The following is a 21,502-nucleotide window of genomic DNA, read 5'->3' as shown; positions in this document are numbered from 1 at the left end:
CCTCGTACTGGACGTACTTGGGCGATGCGGCCGTGCGGCGAGGTGCCGTGCCAGGCGTCGTGCGCCCGCGAAGATCGGGGAGACAGGGCCTAGCTGCCCCCCGTGATCAGAACCAGGAGCAGCGCAGGACAAGCGAGATCAGGCCCGACCGCAGCTCCCGAAGCCCCCAGGCGAGAGAGGACAACTGCTCTGCGGGACAGCCGCGGCTGCTGCCCGGCCACCTAAGGCGCTCAGTGGCCAACTCAAGCGCTCAGCCACACCCGTCCGTGTGAAGTCCCCCAAGGAACTCGCATCCCAAATTCGAACAGGCGTAGCATTGGCGCGTGGCTGAGACCTATGACTTTCCGAGTGACCTCCTGGCCGGTCAGGAGGAACTGCATCAGGTCCGGGCCGAGCTGCTGGCCCTGCTGAAGCGGCTCCCCTGGTCGGTCGAGCCCATGGAGGGCATCAGCGACAACCACGGCTGGCGCAAGGTGGAACTGCCCGCCTCACCCGGCTGGACTGCCGACGAACAGGCCGAGGTGGAGAAGCTCCGCGAGCGCGAGCGGGAGCTGGCCGTCTTCGTGACCTGCCACCGCTTCTGGGCCGAGGTCACGGGCGCGGAGAAGGTGGACGCGAGGATGCGCCTGAAGCACGTACGGGAGGCGGAGGAGGAGAGGCGGTCCTCGTGAGGCAAGGACCGCCGAGGCGTGGAGGGCGGCTGCGCGTTCAGGCCCGCAAGGGGTTCGTGCGCGTCGCCGCCAACAGGTACCAGGCGGTCGCCCCCGCATGCCGGTACGGGTAGTAGCCGAAGCCGAATCCGGTGTCGAGCGGGCTGCTCGCCGAGACGACTCCGGAGCGTTCGGGCAGTGCCTTGTCGCCGACGGTCTGGCCGGCGCCGAGCAGGTCCTGGGCCTGTTCGATCGAGGCGATCAGCCGGCGGGCGCGCGCCTCGTCACCCGGGGCGTGCCGGTCCCGCAGGGCGAGCGCGAGGTGGGCGGTCCCCTCGAACCACACACCGTTCCGGTCGGGCTTGGGCTGGAACTCGGCGATCGGGGCGTCCTCGTTCGCCAGGAGACTGGCGGAGCTGAAGGTGACGCCCTCGTACGACTGGCCCGCGGGCACCGTGCTGTTCCGCCGGTCGGCGTGATCGAGGACGGCCAGCTCGGCCGCGGCCCAGTCCAGCGAGCGTGAGTACTTGCGGGAGCCGAGGGCGAGATGGGTCCAGGTCTGGGTGTCCTCGGGGATCGGTGACTTGTTGACCGTGATGCCGTCGTTGGTGCCGGTGTAGAAGAAGCCGCCGGACGGCTCCCACATCTTCTTGACGAAGGCTTCGGCCCGCGCACGCCGCTCCAGCCACACCCGGTCCCCGGTGAGCCGGGCGAGCCGTCCGAAGAGACAGACCAGGTCGGTGTTGTGCTCGGTCGAAGTGAACGGCAGCTTCTCGTTCGCCCCGTTGACCCCGAACTTGTAGCCGCCGAGAGGTTCGTCGGTACGACCGTTCCGCTCGATCCATGTACCGATCCGCACCGCACCCGCGAGGAAGCGACGCGCCCCGGTCCGGCGGGCGAGGGCGCTCAGCGCGATGCCCGCCCAGGCCATGTCGCCCACCGCCGTACCCGTGAACCCGAACTGGGTGCCGACGTTGGCGGTCCCGTCCGCCCGCACGAAGCCGTCCGGCTGCCTCGAACCGTCGAAGAAGGTGTAGGGCCCGACGTTGTAGGCCTGGCGCAGCCTGCCGTCGTCGTACGCCGGATCGTGGGCCTGGGCATGGAGCAACGCGTCGCCGAGCGCCACGGCTCTGGCCCGGCCGTCGGCGGTACGCACCGCGAGGTGGGCCAGGATCGCGAGGGCGTTGTCGTACGTGAACGCCGTGCTGAACAGACCCGCCTGGTCGGTGTAGCTCTGGGTCAGGCGAATGCTGCCGTGGTCCGGATATCCGTCCATGGCGGCGGCGAGAAAGGCGTGCCCCCGACGCTGGGCGGAACTCCCGCCGCCCGAGTCTCCGGCGGCGTGCGCCGCACCGGAGCCGACCGTGGTGAACACCGCGGCACCGGCACCGAGTCCGGCGCCGATGAGCGTTCGCCGGCTGAACGCCGGGGTTTGCCTGCCGGTCATGGTTCTCCCTGGGCCGAGACTGAGAGCGCTCTCAACACTGCGCGCTCATTGTGCTGGCACGTGCGGGGCAGGTCAACGTCCTTGACATGCGTGCCCGTTGGGGCGGAAGGGCAGGACGAGAAGGCGGGGTGTGGACTCGATGCTGACCGGCATGCAACGGGGTCGCGCAGAGATCTGACGTCTTCAAAACGATCGGCACACAGAACCAGCCAGGCGCCCGATGGGCATCCTGGCTGGTCAAACGCGTGGGCGCGGACGGTTTCGAACCGCCGACATCCTGCTTGTAAGGCAGGCGCTCTACCCCTGAGCTACGCACCCGGGACGAGCCGACAGCCTACCTTGCCAGGGGCAGTGCCCGGCAAACACGTATCGGGCAACGTATCGGGGCGCGGTCCCGCGCGGTGCGGGGGTTTTCCCCACCTGGGATCCGGGAGCGGGCCGGATCCCGCCCTGAGCCCCCGCTCCGTACGGTCGAAGAGCGTCCCGGGCATGCCGGAAAGGGCCACGGAGTCCACGGTCGGGGCGCCCGACACCAGGGGGAGCCCATCATGGCCGTACGTATCCGCCGTTCCGCAGCCGTGGCCACCGCAGCCGCCGCCGCAGTCACCCTGTTCGCCGCCGGGTGCGGTGCCAGCGCGGGGGACGACGAGGAACCCGAGCACCGTTCGTTCGCGCTGGAGGGCCGCACGCTGACCGTCGACTCCGACGACTCCGCGCTCGAACTGGTCGCCGCCGATGTCGACAAGGTGAAGGTCACGCGGTGGTTCCAGGGCAGCGTCGTCGTCGGCGGGGACCCCAAGGTGACCTGGGCGATGGAGGACGACAAGCTCACGCTGCGGATGAAGTGCGCGGGCGTGGTCGCCGACTGCGCTGCCAAGCACCGGATCGAGGTGCCACGCGGTATCGCGGTCACCGTGAAGGACGGGGACGGCAGCGTACGGGCGAGCGGCTTCAAGGAGGCCCTGAACGTCCGCACGGGCGACGGTTCCGTGCACGTCAAGGACTCCAGCGGGTCCCTGACCCTGCGCACCGGCGACGGCTCGGTCACCGCGACCGGCGTCGGCTCCAGGCGCGTGGACGTGCACACGCGGGACGGTTCCGTGCGGCTCGGCCTCGCCGCCGTACCGGACCGGGTCTCCTCGCGCAGCGAGGACGGCTCCGTCACCATCGAGCTGCCCGCGGTGGCGACGTACCGCGTGCAGACCGAGACCGGCGACGGCAGTGTCGATGTTTCCGTGCCCCGCGACGAGCGCAGCGCGCACGAGGTGTCCGCCGAGACACGGGACGGGAAAGTCACGGTGCGTACGGCGAACTAACCGGGCCGTGTGTTCGTCCCTACCTGGTGGGAGAATGACACCGGGCAGGGTGGACCACAGCACGGGAGAGGGATGTGACGGCGACACCTTCACAGCCGTACACGCCGTTTGTGCCATGGGCACAGCAACTACCTCGCCACCGTGCCGATTTGAGGGCCGCGAGGGCGCCGAGCACGCGCGGCGCCGCCCGTGACCTGCTGACCCTGGTCCTCCTTCCGCTCCCGCTGCTCGTGCTCACGCTCCCCGCCGCGTTCACCGGCGGCGGGACGCGGCGGTGGTTCGGCGGCCGTTCCGAGAGCCAGCGGGCCGAGGCACAGACGGCCAAGGACGCCGCGGCGGCCGCTTTCTACGAACTCGACACCGCGCAGCGCGATCTGCGCATCTCGATCGAGACGATCACGGCCGTCGACGACTCCCCCGCGGCCCGGCGCGCGGTCGCCGACTTCGACGCGCTGGGGCGTCGTATCGACGAGGTCAGCCATACGTACATCAACGCGATCGACGCCCACGACCTCGACCGCGACGACCTGGAGGCCTCCGTCGCGGCCCGGGCGCGTACGGAGCTGACGAAGGCCAAGGACGAGCTGACCCGCGTCAAGCAGGAGCTGGACCGGTTCACCGACGGGCTCGGCCCGCTGCTCGGCAAGGCCGAGACCCAGCTGGCCCGGCTCGCCCCGGCCGTCGAGCGCGCCCGCCAGGCCCTTCTCGCCGCCTCGAACGCCCTGGACGCCGTACGGGGCTCAGGGCTCAAGGCCGACGACCTGGCAGCCCGCCTCGCCATCCTCGGCCCCGAGCTGACCAAGCTCAATCAGGGCGCCGGGCAGCATGGCGTCCCGGAGACTCTGGAGCGCGCCGACCGGGTCGCGCGTGACGCCGAGGCGGTGCGGGCGGAGGCCGAGCGGCTGCCGGAGCGGGCCGCCGAGATCGACCGCCGCCTGGTCTCGCTGCGGACGCGCGCCCAGGCCCTCACCACCCGTTCCGGGCAGGTGGATCCGGTGCTGAGCGAGCTGCGCCGCCGGTTCACGGCCGCCTGCTGGCAGGACCTTCAGCACGTACCGGACCAGGCCGCCGAGACCGTACGGCAGGCCGAGTCGAAGCTGGCGGAGGCGCGGGCGGCGCGCGACGAGCAGCGCTGGGCGGACGCGACGGCACTGCTGTCCACGGTGCGGGCTCTGCTGAACACGACCGACGAGGCCGTGTCCGCGGCCGGGGACCGACTGCGGCGGCTGAACGAGGTGCAGAAGGATCCACAGCGCGAGATCGACCGCACACGCTTCGCGATCCGCGACGCCCAGCGGCTGGCGATGGCAGGCCGTCATACGCCCGACCCGCGTCACGCCCGCCCGCTCGACGACTCGGTGGGCCGTCTGGAACGGGCCGTCGCCACCTTGGAGGGACGGCACCCTGATTACTGGCATTTCCTGACCGAGACGGAGGCCGTGCGGCGGACGGTGTCCCGGGTGGTGGCGCAGATCCGCGAGGAGCGGGGGCACTCCGTGTGAAGCGCTCGTCCCGTCAGGGCGCTGCCGCCCGCTAATCTGTCCGTATGCCTCGCTACGAATACCGCTGCCGGACCTGCGGTGACACCTTCGAGAAGAGCCGCCCCATGGCCGAGTCGTCCGCCCCCGCGGCCTGCCCGGCCGGCCACGACGACACGGTGAAGCTGCTGTCGACGGTCGCCGTCGGCGGCTCGGCCTCGGCGCCCGCGACCGCACCGGCGCCCAAGGCGAGCGGCGGAGGGTGCTGCGGCGGGGGCTGCTGCGGCTGACTCCTGGCGGCTTCCGGGCGTCGCACAACCGCGGAGGAGGCTCTGCGTCAAGCAGCCGCGCTCCCATCCTCGCTCCGGCCTTTCGGGCTCCCCAGAAGCCTCATGTCCCCAAGTAGCGAAGTACGGCCAGCACCCTGCGGGAGTAGCCTTCTGCCCCGGTCAGTTCGAGCTTGTCGAAGATCGCGTTGATGTGTTTCTCGACTCCGCTGAGGGAGATGTGCAGCCGTTGCGCGATGGCCGCGTTCGTATGCCCCTGCGCCATCTCCGCCAGCACGTCCCGCTCGCGCGGGGTGAGCCGGTTCAGTAGGTCCGCGCGCTCGCTGCGGCCGAGGAGCTGACGCACTACCTCGGGGTCGAAGGCAGCTCTCCCCTGGCTCACCCGCTCCAACGCGTCCAGGAACTCGTCGACCTGGACGACACGGTCCTTGAGCAGATAGCCGACGCCTTCTGAGTCTCCGGTCAACAGCTCCGTCGCGTACCGCTTCTCGACGTACTGCGAGAGCACCAGCACACCCACGTCCGGCCAGCGCTCGCGAATCTCCAGGGCGGCTCGCAGGCCCTCGTCGCTGTGGGTAGGAGGCATCCGTACGTCCGCGACGACCACGTCCGGCTGCTCATCGGCGACAGCTGCCAGCAGCCGCTCGGCGTCGCCGACCGCGGCCAGCACCTCGTGGCCCTCCTCGGCGAGCAGGCGCACGAGCCCCTCTCTGAGCAGGGTCGAGTCCTCGGCCAGGATCACGCGCATGGCAGCTCCGCGGAGATGACGGTGGGCCCGCCGGGCGGACTGAGCACATGGAATCCGCCGTCGAGGGCGTCGACCCGCCGGGCCAGCCCGAACAGCCCGCTGCCCGTGAGATTCGCGCCGCCCATGCCGTCGTCCTCGATCCGTATGCACAGGACGCCCTCGGCCGCCCACAGGTGGACGGTGATATGACTCGCCACCGCGTGCTTGACCGCGTTGGTCACAGCCTCGCAGACCACGAAGTACGCGACGGACGCCGTCGCCTTCTCCGGCTCCGCAGCCAGCTCGTACTCCACTCTCACCGGCACGGACGAACGCTCGGCGACCGTCTCCAGGGCCGCTCGCAGTCCCGCCTCGTCCAGCGTGGTCGGGTAGATCCGCCAGGCCACCTCGCGCAGATCGGCCAGCGCCTGCCGGCTCTCGTCGTGGGCCTGGCGCAGCAGCCGGTCCGCGCGCTCCGGGTCCTGGCTGCGCAGGGCGCGGCCGAGCAGCATGCCGAGGGCGACGAGCCGCTGTTGCACGCCGTCGTGCAAGTCCCGCTCGATACGGCGCCGTTCGTCGTCGACGGCGTCCACCACCGCGGCGCGGCTCGCGGCCAGCTCGACGATCCGCTGCTCCAACTCCTCCTGGTGGCTGGGCCCGAGGAAATGCCGGGCCAACTGCCGCTCCAGCTCGGCGACTCCGAAGAGGCCCTGCACCGCCAGGAAGAGCAGGAAGAGACCGCCGAAGCCCGAGAAGACGATCGCCCAGGGGTGCTCGACGCCGCCGACGATCCAGGCGAACATCCAGTACGTGCTGTAGACGAGCCCGAACGCCACCGACAGCAGCACAATCGCACCCAACGCCCCGAGCGCCCAGCGGCAGGCGATGTAGCGCAGGGCGCGCGCGTCCTCGTACACGGGAGACACGGACACGCTCAGCCAGGTCCCGAGCCGTCGGCGCTCGAACTGCGTCAGTCTCCGCGCACCCGCGAACACGGGCCGGAGCACGGACCGCCGGCCGCGCGGCCAGGCCAGTACGGGTAACAGGGCGAGGCCGGACAGAACGGTGAAGAGCAGCTCGACGACGGCCGAGGCGGCTCCGGTCAGGAGCCCCACCCCGCACCACGCCGCACGTCGTGCCACATCTCGCATGATCGCCACGCTAGCCGGGCGTCGGCTCCGCGTGCACTGCGGAAAACCGCAATTCCGATCTGCGGTTGACCGCCTGGAATCTTGCGGTCGCCCTCAGGGTCTCTTCAGCTTCGGTTTTCTAGCGTGAGCAGCATGACAGCCATCGCAGCCGGCATCGCGGCAGACAGCGGCGCGCCTCAGTGGATCAACAGCCTTATGGACACGCTCGGTGCGCCGGGCGCGGGCATCGCCATCGCCCTGGAAAACCTGTTTCCACCCCTGCCGAGCGAGGTCATCCTGCCGCTCGCGGGGTTCGCGGCGAGCACCGGACAGATGAACCTGTTCGCGGCGCTGCTGTGGACGACGGCCGGTTCCGTCATAGGTGCGCTCGCGTTGTACGGAGTGGGGGCGCTGCTCGGCCGTGACCGCACGGTGGCGATCGCGGCCCGGCTGCCGCTGGTGAAGGTCGCGGACATAGAGAAGACGGAGGCGTGGTTTGTCCGGCACGGCACCAAGGCCGTGTTCTTCGGACGAATGATCCCGATCTTCCGCAGCCTGATATCCGTGCCCGCGGGCGTCGAGCGCATGCGCCTGCCCGTCTTCCTCTGCCTGACCACGCTGGGCAGCGCTATCTGGAACACCGTCTTCGTCCTCGCCGGCTATCTGCTCGGCGAGAACTGGACGGAGGTCAGCGGCTATGTGTCGGCTTACTCGAAGGTGGTGCTGGTAGCGGCGGTGCTGGCGGTGCTGCTCTTCGCGGGCGTACGGCTCTTCAGGCCCGGGCGGGGTGGGCGACGGCGCGCCCTGGACAGGGAAGCCCCCATGGCCTCGTCCGTCGCAGCCGCTGCGGAGGGCCCTGGCCCTGGTGCTACCGAACCTCCCGCACCTCCCGCACCTCCCGCAGGAACTCCCGCAGAATCCGCTCACCCGCGGCGACACCCCGTTCCGGAAGAGAGGTGACCCCGGGGGCCGTCCAGCCCACGTCGGCCAGTTCGCCGTGGCCTGGGCGCCAGCCGCGGTCCGCGGCGAGGAGAAGGTCGGCGTCGAGGAGGGAGTCGCCGGCTGCGAGGGTGAGGTCGGCTCCGGTGCGGCGGGCGATCTCGTGCATCGCGGCGCTCTTGGTGAGTGGCTTCGGTACGGCGTAGATCTTGCGGCCCTGGAGGGAGACGGTCCAGCCGCGGTTCTCCGCCCAGACGGCCAGTTCCTTCACCCAGTCCTCGGGGAGCAGTTCGCGCTCGACGACGACGTATGCGAAGAGGTCCTCGGCGACACGGTGCTTGCGCACCCAAGCGGGGTCGGCGGTGGCGGTCATATGGTCCCGGACCTCGGCGAGCGGGGCGCACTCGCCGGCCAGCCGCTCGGTGACCTGCGTGTGCCACTCCGGGTCCGAGGCGCCGTCGACGAGGAGATGGCCGCCGTTGGCGCAGATCGCGAACTTCGGTGCGGGACCGGGGAGTTGGATGCGGCGGTACTGCTGACGCGTACGGGTCGTGGTCGGTACGAAGAGGGCCGTCTCGCCGAGTTCGGCGAGCAGTGCGGACGCGGTCTCGGTCATGTACGACAACGGCTTGCTCTCGTACACCTCGACGCACAGCAGCCGCGGCGCCCGCTCGTCCGGCAGGGGCAGCGCGAGTGCGGCGGCGGAGTAGATGAGCGTGCGGTCGAGGTCGCTTGCCACCAGTACGGGCATCAGACCGTCACCGCCTTGCCGTCGGCGCCGGTCGCCCCGCGGGTGTACTTGGGGTGGATCAACCCGACGCAGGTGTACGGAAGTTCGGCGACCTCCTCGACGGGCACCCCGCGCTGTTCGGCGAGCAGGCGTACATGGTCCAGGTCGGCGCCCGCTCCGGCGCGGGCGAGGATCTTCCAGGGGACGCGGCGCAGCAGTACGCGGGTCGTCTCGCCGACGCCCGGCTTGACGAGATTCACGTCATGGATGCCGTACTCCTCGCTGATCCGCTCAACTGCCGCCCACCCCTCCCAGGTTGGGCTGCGGTCCATGGAGAGCAGCTCCTTGACGAGGGTGTCGACCGCGTCGCCGACCTCGTCGAAGCGGTCGGAGATGGCGTCGAGGAAGTCGACGGAGACGTCCGAGCCGGCGAGTTCGCGGTAGAACTTCGCGCCGTGGAAGTCGTGCTCCCCGACCAGGTCGGCACGGAGCACCGTACGCGAAATGAGTCCGGAGACTGTCGAGTTCAGGCAGGCGGAGGGGATGAGGAAGTCCTCGCGGGTGCCGTAGGTGCGGACGCAGGAGCCGGGGTCGGCGAGCACCGCGATCTCCGGGTCGAAGCCGGTGATGCCGTCGGAGGCTTCGAACTCCTCGATGGCCTGGGCGAGTTCGCGGGTGATGGCGCCCTTGCCGGTCCAGCCGTCCACGAAGACGACATCGGCCGGGTCGTGGTGGGCGGCCAGCCAGCGCAGCGCGTTGGCGTCGATGCCGCGCCCGCGCACGATGGAGACGGCGTAGTGCGGCAGGTCGAGCGCATGCCGGTGCTGGGCCCAGCGGCGCATCAGGATGCCGATGGGGGTGCCGGCGCGGGCGAGCGAGACGAGGACGGGGCGCGGGGACCGCTCCGCCAGCACGGTCTCCGTGACGGCGCCTGCCGCCTGGGCGATGCGGGCGGCCGAGGTGTCCAGCGCGGCGCGGAACAGCTCCTGGTAGCGCTGGTTCGGCTGGTACTCCACCGGCAGCGACTCCGCGTAGTGCGCGCCCCCGCTCTGGATCGCCTCCTCGCGCTCCTCCGTCGGCGCCTCCAGCGTCACGTCCGAGAGGTCCTGGAGCAGCCAGCCGACCTCGTCAGGGGCGTACGAGGAGAAGTCTGGGCCGCGAAGGGGCTCGGGCAGCATGGTGGGCCTTTCGGACAGCTGCGGGGCGAAGGCGTACGACGGGGTGTACGAGGGGACGACGGCGAGCAGCACGCTCGGGGTGTGTGCCGCGAGCCGCGCCAACAGGCCGCCCGAGGCGTGCAGTTCGGGCGTGTCTGCGACCGAGTCGACCACGGCGACGACAGCGTCGAATCCGGCGCCCGCGACGTTGTAGGCGTAGCGCTCGCCGGGGCCGTCGTCCGGCTTGTCGTGGGCGGGGAAGACGAGGCGGCTGCGGATCGCGTAACCGGGGTCGTCGACGGCGAGGACCGGGGAACGGGTCGTGGTGGAGTAGCGAACCTCGGCGTCGGTCAGCTCCTCCAGCGCGACGCCGAGCCGCAGAGGCGCGTACATCAGCTCCTCGAAGCCGAGGACGAGTACGCGTCGCGCGTCGTCCGGCAGCGCGTCCGCGAGCCGCGCGGCCATGGCGGGCAGGGCGCCCTCCAGGCGTATGCGGTGCTCGGGAGTGAAGCCGTGCCGGCCGCCGTCGGGCAGGTCCCGCGGCCAGCCGAGTTCCACGCGCGCGACGCTGCCACGCTCCGCAAACCCTGGCAGCTGTTCCAGGGCCCCCTCATGCTCGGCCACCAGGGCCTGCCCCTTCTCCAGTACGCCGTCGGGCAGCCGCACCGTCCCCGATGCCGCCGCCACCAGGTCCACGCGGGCGCCGATCTCCTGGGCGAAGGCGTCGAGGCGGCCCTGGTCGGCGGGGGAACGCATGTCGACGAGCGCGACGATCACGTAGTGCTCGCGCGGGTAGCGCTCGTGCAGCGCGCGGATCGTGTTGAGGACGGTGTTGCCCGTGGAGAACTCGTCGTCCACGAGGACCAGCGCTCCGTTGCCCGCGAGCAGCCCGGGCTTCTCCGGCAGCAGCAGATGCGAGGTGGCGTGCGAGTGGGACTCCTCGAAGCCGCCCGCGCGCTCGACTCCCTCGACGGGGCGCCGCGTCGAGTGCAGGTAGGGCGCGAGGCCCAGGCCGTCCGCGACCGAGTGGCCGAGGCCCGTCGCCGTCTCCGCGTAGCCGAGCACCACGGCCCGGCTCGCCGCTGCGTCGCCGAGCAGTTCACGCACCCGGTGGCCCAGTTCGTACCCGGCCTGCCACACCGTGCGCGGGCTCTGCGGTACGTGCTTGCCCAGCACGTTCGACACCAGCAGATGCGCGCGCTTGGGGTTGCGCCGCAGGGCAAGCCCCAGCAGCCCGCTCAGCTTCTCGTCACCGACGAGTTCGACGCCGAGCCGCTCGGCGACCCAGGTACCTGTCCACACCACGTTTCTCATTAAATCCCTGTGTTCGGCCGGGCAGCCCGGCAGTGAGTTCAGCCGGGCACATCGGCGGTGAGTTCGGCCGGTCAGCCCGGCGGTAAATCCCTATGTCTGGCCGGTCAGCCCGGCGGCGAGCAGCTCCACGAAGCCGATGTCCTCGTTCGCGACGCCGAAGACCTCGGCGCGCTGCAGGGTGCGCTCGGCCCAGGCGCGGTGCGGCTTCACCTCGTTCATCTTGTTCGTGTACGCGGACCGCATGACGCCTCCGCCGCCGCGCTCGGGCCGCAGTATGTCCTGGGCATCGCTGTACTCCTCGTGACTGACCACGGACAGAGCGTGCACAGGCAGTACGTGCGAGGGGTGGATGCAGGTCTTGCCGAGCAGACCGTTGGCCCGGTCGAGAGAGATCTCGCGCAGCAGCCCGTCCATGTCGTGCTCGATCAGCGCGGTGCGCAGGTCCTCGGCCTCAGGGGTGAAGGGGCTGCGGCGCAGCTGCGGCTTGAACATACGCTCCTGGACCCGGAAGTACTCCCACACGGGCCCCGTCACCGTGAATCCGGTGCCGTCGGCCCGCCCCAGCACGTTCACCACGTCGGCGATCACGGAGGCCACGATCTGTACGTCGTACGCGGTCATGTCGGGCGCCCGGCGCAGCCCGTAGGAGGAGCAGAAGTCGGTGACACCGAGCCTGAGCGCCAGGACCCGGTCGCGGTACTTGTCCACAGCGCGGAAGATGCCCCCCAGGGTCTCCACGCGCGACTCGCGGTACAGCAGTTCCGGCGATTCGAGGACGGGCATGGCGAACAGCCGCCGCCCGCTCGCGGCCTCGGCCGCGGTGAGCGCCTCCAGGAACGGCACGCCCCGTTCCTCGGTGAACTTCGGCAGTACGAAACCGGACAGCAGCCGGGCCGCGTCACCGAGCCGCTCGACGAGATCCGGGATCTGTTCCGGCGTACGGACACGGATGAACAGCAGCGGCAGCTCGGTCTCCGGGCAGCCCTCGGCCAGGTCTCGGAACTGCCGGACCAGGTTCTCCTCGGCCCCCGCGACCTCCGCGTCGTCTATGGAGTCCTCCAGGCACAGCACCATCGAGACAACGCCGCGCCCGATCTGCTTCACGATGTCCTCGGCCAGCCGTGGTCTGGTCGCAGGGCTGTACAGCGTGGCTCCGAGGGCCACGGAGAGCATCCGGGCCGGGGATTCCGCGGTGAAGACGCAGGGTTCCTGATGGAAGAGGCGCTGCCGCACCTCCGGAGCGATGTGCCCGAAATGACGCATGAGACTCCCCGGGGCGGCTGAGCGGCCTGACGATATGTGGCCGGTAATAGTACGTAGAGTTCCATGTCCGAGGTTCCCGCCCGGCATGAAATTCAGGTAACACACACGAACACAGCCATATCCTCCAGCGTCACATCGAACGGGTTGTGGCGCACCCGCGTTGTCGTGACCAGGACCGAGAAGGCAGGATGACCGCATGACGCACGCGATGCTGAAGGGGTCGAACGTACCGCTGGACGCCACGGCGGTACGGTCCGTGCTGCGCTGGACGCCGGGGCCGGGCGTTCCCGACGTGGACGCCTCGGCGCTGCTCCTCGGGCCCGACGATCGTGTGCGATCCGACGAGGACTTCGTCTTCTACAACCAGCCCCGGCATCCCTCCGGCAAGGTCTGGCGACTCGGCAAGAAGCGGGTCGCCGAGGGGCTCACCGAAACGATCCAGTCGGATCTGGCGGGCGTCGACAAGGCCGTGACGAGGATCCTCCTGGTCGCCTCGGCGGACGGCGTCACCTTCGACCGCGTCCCCGCCCTGCGGATCCTGCTGTACGACGTCGCCCTCGCGGACGGTGAGCCGCTGGCGTACTTCGACATCAAGCCGGAGACCGGCGAGGAGACCGCGCTGATCTGCGGCGAGCTGTACCGGCGCGGCGAGGGATGGAAGTTCCGTGCGCTCGGCGAGGGCTATTCGAACGGCCTGGAGGGCCTGGCGAGCGACTTCGGCATCTCGGTGGACGAGTCCGAGCCCGCGTCCGCGGGCAACTCGGTGCCGCTGCCGCCCGAGCAGCCCGCCGCCTCCGGTCTGCCCCAGCAGCCGTCGCAGCCCGCCTACGGCTACCCCCCGGAGTCCACGACCCAGCCAGCGTACGGCTATCCGCAGCCGGCCTCCCCGGCCTCGTACACCTATCCGCAAACCGCCCCGCCCCAGCCCGCCGCGGCGACGACCCAGCCCGCGTACGGCTATCCGCACCCGGTCCCGGCCCTCCCCGACCCGGAGTTCAAACTGCCGCCGCAGGGGCCGCAGTTCGTCGGGCGTTAGGGGCGCCCGCGCCGAACCTGCGTTAACGGTCGGCCTTCGCCTTGTAACCGCGCCCCCACTGGAGCCCCCACCCATAAAGCCGGTCGAGTTCGGCCTGAAACCCGTACACGAACTTCACCTCGCGCCGCACGATCAGCTCGTTCTTGACGTTCTCGATCATGACCACCGCGCAGGAACGGGCCTGCGGGTGGCGCTCGTCGAGGCCGACCTCGATCCGCGGGCCGTTGCTGGGATAGAGGGTCACGATGGCGTGCGTACGGTCGAAGGCCGGGGTCTGGTCGTAGATGTAGACGAAGACCAGGAGCCGCTTGATCTGCTCTCGGTGGTCGAGGTTGATGAAGATCGTCTCGCCCGAGCCCGAGCCGAAGCGGTCGTCGCCGCTGAGTTTCACGTACGGCGGCGCGTTGAGCTCTCCGTAGAAGCCGCCCAGCGGCTGTACGACGCCCTTGGTGCCGTCCGTCAGCTCGTACATGCACCCCAGGTCGAGGTCGACGTTGACCATGCTCTCGGTGTGCGCCTGCACCACTTCGGGCTTGAACGCCTGGAAGGGATGGCGCAGCAGGCTGTCGCGCCGGCCGCCGCCTATGTCGGAGGTGCGCATCCGCCAGGACAGGTTGATACGCAGATTGCCGGTGGCCGCGCCCTGTTTGGTGAGCGAGACCGTCTGGTTCCGCTTGGTCAGCGTGATGGCGTTGGTCGCCGCGCTCCCCGAATCGAACTGCGTCGATCGCCCACCACGCCACAGACCGTCCCAGAAGCTCATTCCACCCCCACGGTTAGGTGTCCACCCCGACGAATACAGACGAATGCAACAGATACGACGACGGGGCGGCCATGAGGACTTCCTCGTGGCCGCCCCGCCTCAGAGCGTTCCTCAACAGGAGGGTCGTCACACCCCGGACGAGACTTCGGCCTTGTCCGAGGCGTCAGCTTTTCCCTCGGCGGCCGCCAGTTCGCGGTTGCGGCGGACCGAGGACCAGAAGGACCAGGCGATCAGGACGACGCCGATGAGACCGGTGACGATCTCGTTGATCTCGTACTGGATCGTGATCAGCAGGATCGTGGCGAGCGCGCCGATCGCGTAGTGCGCGCCGTGCTCCAGGTAGACGTAGTCGTCGAGCGTGCCCTCGCGGACCAGGTAGACGGTGAGCGACCTGACGTACATGGCGCCGATACCGAGGCCGAGGGCCATCAGCACGATGTCGTTGGTGATGGCGAAGGCGCCGATGACACCGTCGAAGGAGAACGAGGCGTCCAGTACCTCGAGGTAGAGGAACATGAAGAAGGCGGCCTTGCCGGCCAGCGCGACCGCGGAGACCGGCTTCCCGGCCTTCTTGGCCTCCTCCTCGGCTTCGTGTTCGCGCTCCTCCGATTCCTCGAGGCGGTTCTCGAAGAAGCCGGAGAGACCGCCCACGACCAGGTACGTGATGAGACCGGCGACACCCGAGAGCAGTACCGTCTCCGCCTTGTCGGCGGGCCCGGCGTGCAGATGTGCGTTCTGGGCGAAGGTCAACGAGGTGATCAGCAGGACGATCAGCGCGATGCAGGCCGAGAGCATGTCGACCTTGCCGAGCTTGGACAGCGGGCGCTCGATCCAGCCCAGCCACTTGATGTCACGGTCCTCGAAGATGAAGTCGAGGAAGATCATCAGGAGGAACATCCCGCCGAAGGCCGCGATCGACGGGTGGGCGTCGGTCACCAACTCCTCATAGTGGTCCGGTTCGTTCAACGCCAGGTCGACGGCCTCGATGGGGCCGAGCGAGGCGCTGATCGCCACGATCACCACGGGGAAGACCAGCCGCATTCCGAAGACGGCGATCAGAATGCCGACGGTGAGGAAGATCTTCTGCCAGAAGGCATTCATCTTCTTCAGGATTCCGGCGTTGACCACCGCGTTGTCGAAGGACAGCGAGATCTCGAGGATGGAAAGGATCAGCACGATCCCGAATGCGCCCCATCCGCCGAACAGCACCGCTGCGACGAGGCCGAGCGCGGTGACCGCGAACGACCAGCCGAAGGTTTTCAGAACCACTGGCTACCCAATCATCTGTTTACGGGTCTCCCCCGCGCCACGCGCGGCTTTACGAAACGTTGACTCCGAAGTCTAGAGCGATGCCCCGCAGCCCCGACGCGTACCCCTGTCCCACGGCCCGGAACTTCCACTCCGCGCCATATCGGTAGACCTCACCGAAGATCATCGCGGTCTCCGTGGAGGCGTCCTCGGAGAGGTCGTAGCGGGCCAGCTCCTGGCCGTCGGCCTGGTTGACGACGCGGATGAAGGCGTTGCTGACCTGTCCGAAGGTCTGGCCTCGGTTGTCGGCATCGTGAATCGAGACCGGGAAGATGATCTTGTCGACGTTGGCCGGCACCTTGGAGAGGTCGATCAGGATCGACTCGTCGTCGCCTTCGCCCTCGCCGGTGAGGTTGTCGCCGGTGTGCTCGACCGAGCCGTCCGGGCTCTTGAGCTGGTTGTAGAAGATGAACCACTCATCACTGAGCACCCGCCCCGAGTTGCACAGCAGCGCGCTGGCATCGAGGTCGAAGGGGGCTCCGGTGGTGGAGCGCGCATCCCAGCCGAGCCCGATCATCACCTGTGTGAGGTTCGGTGCGGCCTTGGAGAGGGAGACATTGCCCCCCTTGGCGAGCGTGACGCCCATGTTCCTGTTCCTCCCCGGTAAAGCCTTCGGTTGTCGAGCACGTCCGGCGCCGCACTCGTAGTGTGCGACGCCGGACTGGAGGTGAAGCGGCAGGTCCTGCCCTGTGTGACAGCGACCGAAAGGCTCAGACGTTGACGCCGAAGTCCTGCGCGATACCGCGCAGGCCCGAGGCGTAACCCTGGCCGATGGCGCGGAACTTCCACTCCGCGCCGTGACGGTACAGCTCGCCGAAGACCATCGCCGTTTCCGTCGAGGCGTCCTCGGAGAGGTCGTACCGGGCGATCTCCGCCTCGCCCGCCTGGTTCACGACGCGGATGAACGCGTTGCGGACCTGGCCGAACGACTGCTGACGGTTCTCGGCGTCGTAGATCGAGACCGGGAACACGATCTTGTCGACGTCGGCCGGAACCGTGGCGAGGTTGACCTTGATCTGCTCGTCGTCGCCCTCTCCCTCACCGGTGATGTTGTCACCGGTGTGCTCGACCGAGCCGTCCGGGCTCTTCAGGTTGTTGAAGAACACGAAGTTGGCGTCGCTGGTGACCTTGCCGTCCGTGCCCGCCAGGATGGCGCTGGCATCAAGGTCGAAGTCGGTGCCGGTGGTGGTGCGAACGTCCCACCCCAGACCGATGATGACCGCGGTAAGGCCCGGCGCCTCCTTCGAAAGCGATACGTTGCCGCCCTTGCTGAGGCTGACTCCCACGAGTCCTCCCAATGGTGTCCAGGGGCGGGGAGCCCCGTAGTGCGTTGCTATCGGATCAACGTGTCGATCCTAGTGAGGGGTTCCCTGTTGACGCAGGCCCTGCGCCCGAAGAATCACAGAGTGTCTAGCGCCTTCACGTACTCGTTCAGGTCACGCGCGTCCGGCAGCCCGTTCACCACGGTCCAGCGGACGACGCCCTCCTTGTCGATGATGAAGGTCCCGCGCACCGCACAGCCCTTGTCCTCGTCGAAGACGCCGTACGCCCGCGAGACCTCGCCGTGCGGCCAGAAGTCGGACAGCAGCGGGTACTCCAGCCCCTCCTGCTCGCCGAAGACGCGCAGCGTGTGGATGGAGTCGTTGGACACGGCGAGCAGCTGGGTCTCACGGTCGGCGAACTTCGGCAGGTTGTCGCGCAGAGCACACAGCTCTCCGGTGCACACCCCGGTGAAGGCGAAGGGGTAGAAGAGCAGAACGACGTTCTTGGCTCCGCTGAAGTCGGAGAGCTTCACGGTGGCGCCGTGGTTGTCCTTGAGCTCGAAGTCCGGGGCCTTGTCGCCGACCTCGATCGCCATAGTCCTGCCATCCCTTCCTGGGGGTTAGTCGGGCAGGTCCACCTTACGATCACTGGGGCTCCGCACCCAGGCCCCCCAAAAACCCCGGAGGGGCCCGCGCAAGCGGGCCCCTCCGGTATTACGAGAACGTTCAGCCCAGCAGAGCGTCACCTCTTGGACTTGGCCGCCTTCGGCGTAGCCAAGCGGCTACCGCTCCAGTCCTTGCCCACGCTGATGCTCTTGGTCTGGGACAGCCCCGCGGTTGTTGCGGCTTCGGCGATATCGCTCGGCTCCACATAGCCGTCACGGCCGGTCTTCGGCGTCAGCAGCAGAATGCCGCCGCCCTCCTCGACGTACGTGGTGGCATCCACCAGCGCATCAGTCAGGTCGCCGTCGTCGTCACGGAACCAGAGCACCACGGCGTCGGCGACGTCGTCGTACTCCTCGTCCACGAGCTCGCTGCCGATCACTTCCTCAATGGCCTCGCGGAGCTCCTGGTCGACGTCGTCGTCGAAGCCGATCTCCTGGACCACCTGCTCGGGCTGGAATCCCAGCCTGGCGGCCAGGCTCGTCCGCTCCTCCGCGTGGTCCGCGGTCGCGCTCACGGGTTGCCTCCTGATCATGTTTGGTAAAGGTTCAAGCCACGCGCGTGCGCGAAGCATTGGCCGTAGTCCACACGGGCGGGACGGATCGCGCAAGTACCCGGCCGTCGAGACCGCCGAAACGGTGACGATCCTGGCGGTGTCGCCGCAACTCCCGACAGCCAATCACGACTCCAGGTGACACACACCACAGCGATCTGCCCGCTTTGTGAATTTCGGAACCCTTCGAGGGTACGGGACTCGAATGGCTTTGCGGACCGCGTCATGGGTCGGGCGTATCGTTGCGATTCGCCGGGCTCATCCCCGGGGAACCGTGTGAACGTCCCGGTTACCCCTCGGTAGAGGTGACGTTTCCGTTTCCGAGGTACACGATGGGGATCGGTGCGAGCCCCGAGGACAGCGGCGAGAACACCGAGCAAGGACCAAGCAGAGCCGAGAAGAAGAACCGAGAAGAACGGCCTCCCTGAAAGCGAAGGAACAGCGTGGCTTCCGGACCCGATCGCAACCCGATCATCATTGGCGGCCTTCCGAGTCAGGTACCTGACTTCGATCCCGAAGAGACCCAGGAGTGGCTCGATTCCCTCGATGCCGCTGTCGACCAGCGCGGCCGGGAGCGAGCCCGGTATCTGATGTTGCGCCTGATCGAGCGGGCCCGCGAGAAGCGCGTGGCCGTGCCCGAAATGCGCAGCACGGACTACGTCAACACCATCGCCACCAAGGACGAGCCGTTCTTCCCCGGCAACGAGGAGATCGAGCGCAAGATCCTGAACGCGACCCGGTGGAACGCGGCCGTGATGGTGTCCAGGGCCCAGCGCCCCGGCATCGGCGTCGGCGGCCACATCGCCACCTTCGCCTCCTCCGCCTCGCTGTACGACGTGGGCTTCAACCACTTCTTCCGCGGCAAGGACGAGGGCGACGGCGGCGACCAGGTCTTCTTCCAGGGCCATGCCTCCCCGGGCATCTACGCACGCGCGTTCATGCTCGACCGCCTCTCCGAGCGGCAGCTCGACGGCTTCCGCCAGGAGAAGTCGAAGTATCCGGACGGACTGTCCAGCTACCCGCACCCCCGCTCGATGCCCGACTTCTGGGAGTTCCCGACCGTCTCCATGGGCCTCGGCCCGCTGGGCGCGATCTTCCAGGCGCGGATGAACCGCTATATGGAGGCGCGCGGCATCGCGGACACCTCCAAGTCCCATGTGTGGGCCTTCCTCGGCGACGGCGAGATGGACGAGCCGGAGTCGCTCGGCCAGCTGTCGATCGCCGCACGCGAGGGTCTCGACAACCTGACCTTCGTCGTCAACTGCAACCTCCAGCGACTCGACGGGCCCGTACGCGGCAACGGCAAGATCATCCAGGAGCTGGAGTCGCAGTTCCGGGGCGCCGGCTGGAACGTGATCAAGCTGGTCTGGGACCGCACCTGGGACCCGCTGCTCGCCCAGGACCGCGACGGCGTGCTCGTCAACAAACTGAACACCACGCCGGACGGGCAGTTCCAGACGTACGCGACGGAGACCGGCGCGTACATCCGCAAGCACTTCTTCAGCGACGATCACCGGCTGCGCGCGATGGTCGAGAACATGACCGACGACCAGATCCTGCACCTGGGCCGCGGCGGTCACGACCACAAAAAGATCTTCGCCGCGTACTCGGCTGCCCGTGCCCACAAGGGGCAGCCAACCGTGATCCTGGCGCAGACGGTCAAGGGCTGGACACTCGGCCCGAACTTCGAGGGCCGTAACGCCACCCACCAAATGAAGAAGCTGACGGTCGCCGACCTCAAGGGTTTCCGCGACCGGCTCCACCTGCCGATCTCCGACAAGGAACTGGAGGAGGGCCCGCCGCCCTACTACCACCCGGGTCGCGACTCGGAAGAGCTCCAGTACATGCACGACCGCCGCCAGGGCCTGGGCGGCTACGTCCCGACCCGCGTCGTGCGCTCGAAGCCGCTCACGCTGCCCGAGGACAAGACGTACGCGAGCGTGAAGAAGGGCTCGGGTCAGCAGTCGATCGCCACGACCATGGCGTTCGTGCGGCTGCTGAAGGACCTCATGCGGGACAAGGAACTCGGCAAGCGGTTCGTACTGATCGCGCCGGACGAGTACCGCACGTTCGGCATGGACTCGTTCTTCCCGAGCGCGAAGATCTACAACCCGCTGGGGCAGCAGTACGAGGCCGTCGACCGCGATCTGCTGCTCGCGTACAAGGAGTCGCCGACCGGCCAGATGCTGCACGACGGCATCTCCGAAGCGGGCTGTACGGCCTCGCTGATCGCGGCGGGTTCGGCGTACGCGACGCACGGTGAGCCGCTCATCCCGGTGTACGTCTTCTACTCGATGTTCGGTTTCCAGCGCACCGGTGACCAGTTCTGGCAGATGGCCGACCAGTTGGCCCGCGGGTTCGTACTGGGTGCGACGGCCGGGCGTACGACGCTGACCGGTGAAGGCCTGCAGCACGCGGACGGGCACTCGCAGTTGCTGGCCTCGACGAATCCGGGCTGTGTCGCGTACGACCCGGCGTACGGCTTCGAGATCGCGCACATCGTGAAGGACGGGCTGCGCCGGATGTACGGCTCCTCCGAGGAGTACCCGCACGGCGAGGACGTCTTCTACTACCTCACCGTCTACAACGAGCCGATCCAGCACCCGGCCGAACCCGAGAACGTGGACGTCGAGGGCATCCTCAAGGGCATCCACCGCTTCTCGGCAGGCGCTTCGGGCTCCATTCCGGCGCAGATCATGGCGTCCGGTGTCGCGGTGCCGTGGGCCGTCGAGGCGCAGAAGATCCTTGCCGAGGAGTGGAACGTCAAGGCGGACGTCTGGTCGGCGACCTCCTGGAACGAGCTGCGGCGCGAAGCTGTGTCGGTGGAGGAGCACAATTTCCTCCATCCCGAGGAGGAGCAGCGAGTTCCGTACGTGACGCGGAAGTTGTCGGGCGCCGAGGGGCCGTTCGTGGCCGTTTCCGACTGGATGCGGTCGGTTCCGGATCAGATCTCGCGCTGGGTGCCCGGTACGTACCAGTCCCTGGGGGCGGACGGCTTCGGCTTCGCGGACACCCGCGGGGCGGCTCGCCGTTACTTCCACATCGACGCCCAGTCGATCGTGGTCGCGGTCCTCACGGAGCTCGCCCGCGAGGGGAAGGTCGATCGCTCGGCCCTCAAGCAGGCCATCGACCGGTATCAGCTGCTGGATGTCTCGGCGGCGGATCCCGGCGCGGCGGGCGGCGACGCGTAAGCGCTCCGCTTGGAGGGGCGGTTCCAAGGGCCGTTCCTTGACTGCAGGTCCGTTGTGGCTGGTCGCGCCCCGCGGCGGAGCCGCTTATGTCACAGCCCCGCGCCCCTGACGGGGCGCTCCCGGAGCCGCCAGTCATCATGCTCACCAGCCACAACGTGCCCGCACCCTCCCACCGGCGGGAGGGGACGTGGGCCGGTGCGTCGTATGCCCGTCGCGTAGGTTCTGTCTCAGGCCACCTGCGCCCTGTGTGAGCCGGAGGGCCGTATGCCCACCCTGCGACGGGCTGAC

19 protein-coding genes and 1 tRNA gene are annotated in these 21,502 nt (G+C 68.8%); 7 read left to right on the top strand and 13 right to left on the bottom strand.

The genetic code is table 11. The features are described 5' to 3' along the window. Positions 1-323 precede the first annotated feature (323 nt). On the top strand, positions 324-671 hold the full coding sequence (locus ACGFNK_RS39995; RefSeq protein ID WP_393424452.1) for a hypothetical protein: 348 nt from the start codon (positions 324-326) through the stop codon (positions 669-671). 37 nt (positions 672-708) lie between these two features. On the opposite strand, the gene ACGFNK_RS39990 is transcribed toward ACGFNK_RS39995, so the two are convergent. Continuing rightward, complete coding sequence (locus tag ACGFNK_RS39990; protein ID WP_393424449.1) at positions 709-2,097, bottom strand: Tat pathway signal sequence domain protein; 1,389 nt, start codon at positions 2,095-2,097, stop codon at positions 709-711. Positions 2,098-2,343: 246 nt separating this feature from the next. Next, a tRNA-Val gene (locus tag ACGFNK_RS39985) sits at positions 2,344-2,415 on the bottom strand. 230 nt (positions 2,416-2,645) lie between these two features. On the opposite strand from ACGFNK_RS39985, the gene ACGFNK_RS39980 reads away from it, so the two are divergent. From ACGFNK_RS39980 to ACGFNK_RS39970, 3 genes are all read left to right on the top strand, one after another. Further along, positions 2,646-3,413 carry a DUF4097 family beta strand repeat-containing protein gene (locus tag ACGFNK_RS39980; RefSeq protein WP_393424446.1) on the top strand — a complete coding sequence of 256 codons (768 nt, stop codon included), beginning with the start codon at positions 2,646-2,648 and terminating at the stop codon, positions 3,411-3,413. Positions 3,414-3,487: 74 nt separating this feature from the next. Next, entirely contained in the window at positions 3,488-4,915 is a 1,428-nt protein-coding gene (locus tag ACGFNK_RS39975) for a hypothetical protein (RefSeq protein ID WP_393424443.1), read from the top strand. A gap of 44 nt (positions 4,916-4,959) precedes the next feature. Continuing rightward, positions 4,960-5,181, top strand: a complete 222-nt coding sequence (locus tag ACGFNK_RS39970) for a zinc ribbon domain-containing protein (protein WP_386356530.1) — start codon at positions 4,960-4,962, stop codon at positions 5,179-5,181. 100 nt (positions 5,182-5,281) lie between these two features. Here ACGFNK_RS39970 and ACGFNK_RS39965 read toward each other — a convergent pair whose 3' ends face one another. Continuing rightward, the gene (locus ACGFNK_RS39965) at positions 5,282-5,926 is read right to left on the bottom strand and encodes a response regulator (protein WP_393424440.1); all 645 of its coding nucleotides are present in this window, start codon (positions 5,924-5,926) and stop codon (positions 5,282-5,284) included. Continuing rightward, positions 5,917-7,056: a sensor histidine kinase gene (locus ACGFNK_RS39960; RefSeq protein ID WP_393424437.1), complete on the bottom strand. Its 1,140-nt coding sequence runs from the start codon at positions 7,054-7,056 to the stop codon at positions 5,917-5,919. The genes ACGFNK_RS39965 and ACGFNK_RS39960 overlap by 10 nt, the downstream gene beginning before the upstream one ends. Positions 7,057-7,188: 132 nt before the next feature. Between ACGFNK_RS39960 and ACGFNK_RS39955 the strand changes: the two genes are divergently transcribed. Then, on the top strand, positions 7,189-7,995 hold the full coding sequence (locus ACGFNK_RS39955) for a DedA family protein (protein WP_393424433.1): 807 nt from the start codon (positions 7,189-7,191) through the stop codon (positions 7,993-7,995). On the opposite strand, the gene ACGFNK_RS39950 is transcribed toward ACGFNK_RS39955, so the two are convergent. From ACGFNK_RS39950 to ACGFNK_RS39940, 3 genes are all read right to left on the bottom strand, one after another. After that, positions 7,904-8,725, bottom strand: a complete 822-nt coding sequence (locus ACGFNK_RS39950; protein ID WP_393424430.1) for an HAD family hydrolase — start codon at positions 8,723-8,725, stop codon at positions 7,904-7,906. The two genes, ACGFNK_RS39955 and ACGFNK_RS39950, sit on opposite strands and share 92 nt — an antisense overlap. Then, positions 8,725-11,175: a phosphoribosyltransferase gene (locus ACGFNK_RS39945; protein WP_393424427.1), complete on the bottom strand. Its 2,451-nt coding sequence runs from the start codon at positions 11,173-11,175 to the stop codon at positions 8,725-8,727. Before ACGFNK_RS39945 ends, ACGFNK_RS39950 begins: the two co-directional genes overlap by 1 nt. Positions 11,176-11,265: 90 nt before the next feature. Beyond that, positions 11,266-12,438 (bottom strand): HpcH/HpaI aldolase/citrate lyase family protein, encoded by a 1,173-nt coding sequence (locus tag ACGFNK_RS39940; protein WP_393424424.1) that lies wholly within the window; start codon positions 12,436-12,438, stop codon positions 11,266-11,268. Positions 12,439-12,634: 196 nt separating this feature from the next. Between ACGFNK_RS39940 and ACGFNK_RS39935 the strand changes: the two genes are divergently transcribed. After that, complete coding sequence (locus tag ACGFNK_RS39935) at positions 12,635-13,474, top strand: TerD family protein (protein ID WP_393424421.1); 840 nt, start codon at positions 12,635-12,637, stop codon at positions 13,472-13,474. Between the two features lie 22 nt (positions 13,475-13,496). On the opposite strand, the gene ACGFNK_RS39930 is transcribed toward ACGFNK_RS39935, so the two are convergent. The 6 genes from ACGFNK_RS39930 to ACGFNK_RS39905 form a co-directional block, all read right to left on the bottom strand. Further along, positions 13,497-14,237 (bottom strand): Tellurium resistance, encoded by a 741-nt coding sequence (locus ACGFNK_RS39930; RefSeq protein WP_393424418.1) that lies wholly within the window; start codon positions 14,235-14,237, stop codon positions 13,497-13,499. A 126-nt stretch (positions 14,238-14,363) separates the two neighbouring features. Then, entirely contained in the window at positions 14,364-15,506 is a 1,143-nt protein-coding gene (locus tag ACGFNK_RS39925) for a DUF475 domain-containing protein (RefSeq protein WP_393424415.1), read from the bottom strand. Positions 15,507-15,555: 49 nt separating this feature from the next. Then, positions 15,556-16,131, bottom strand: coding sequence for a TerD family protein (locus ACGFNK_RS39920; RefSeq protein ID WP_393424412.1), 576 nt, complete (start codon positions 16,129-16,131; stop codon positions 15,556-15,558). Positions 16,132-16,255: 124 nt separating this feature from the next. After that, positions 16,256-16,831, bottom strand: coding sequence for a TerD family protein (locus tag ACGFNK_RS39915; RefSeq protein WP_386356559.1), 576 nt, complete (start codon positions 16,829-16,831; stop codon positions 16,256-16,258). 113 nt (positions 16,832-16,944) lie between these two features. Further along, positions 16,945-17,403, bottom strand: a complete 459-nt coding sequence (locus tag ACGFNK_RS39910) for a peroxiredoxin (RefSeq protein ID WP_393424409.1) — start codon at positions 17,401-17,403, stop codon at positions 16,945-16,947. Positions 17,404-17,549: 146 nt separating this feature from the next. Next, on the bottom strand, positions 17,550-17,987 hold the full coding sequence (locus ACGFNK_RS39905) for a DUF3052 domain-containing protein (protein ID WP_328771960.1): 438 nt from the start codon (positions 17,985-17,987) through the stop codon (positions 17,550-17,552). 479 nt (positions 17,988-18,466) lie between these two features. On the opposite strand from ACGFNK_RS39905, the gene aceE reads away from it, so the two are divergent. Further along, positions 18,467-21,214: a pyruvate dehydrogenase (acetyl-transferring), homodimeric type gene (gene aceE / locus ACGFNK_RS39900; RefSeq protein WP_393424405.1), complete on the top strand. Its 2,748-nt coding sequence runs from the start codon at positions 18,467-18,469 to the stop codon at positions 21,212-21,214. Positions 21,215-21,502 lie beyond the last annotated feature (288 nt).

It is taken from the genome of Streptomyces sp. NPDC048825, assembly GCF_043198355.1.
Taxonomy (GTDB): Bacteria; Actinomycetota; Actinomycetes; order Streptomycetales; family Streptomycetaceae; genus Streptomyces; species Streptomyces xiangluensis.
The sequence above is the reverse complement of the archived record's forward strand: the minus strand, read 5'-3'. Positions and strand labels throughout refer to the sequence as shown.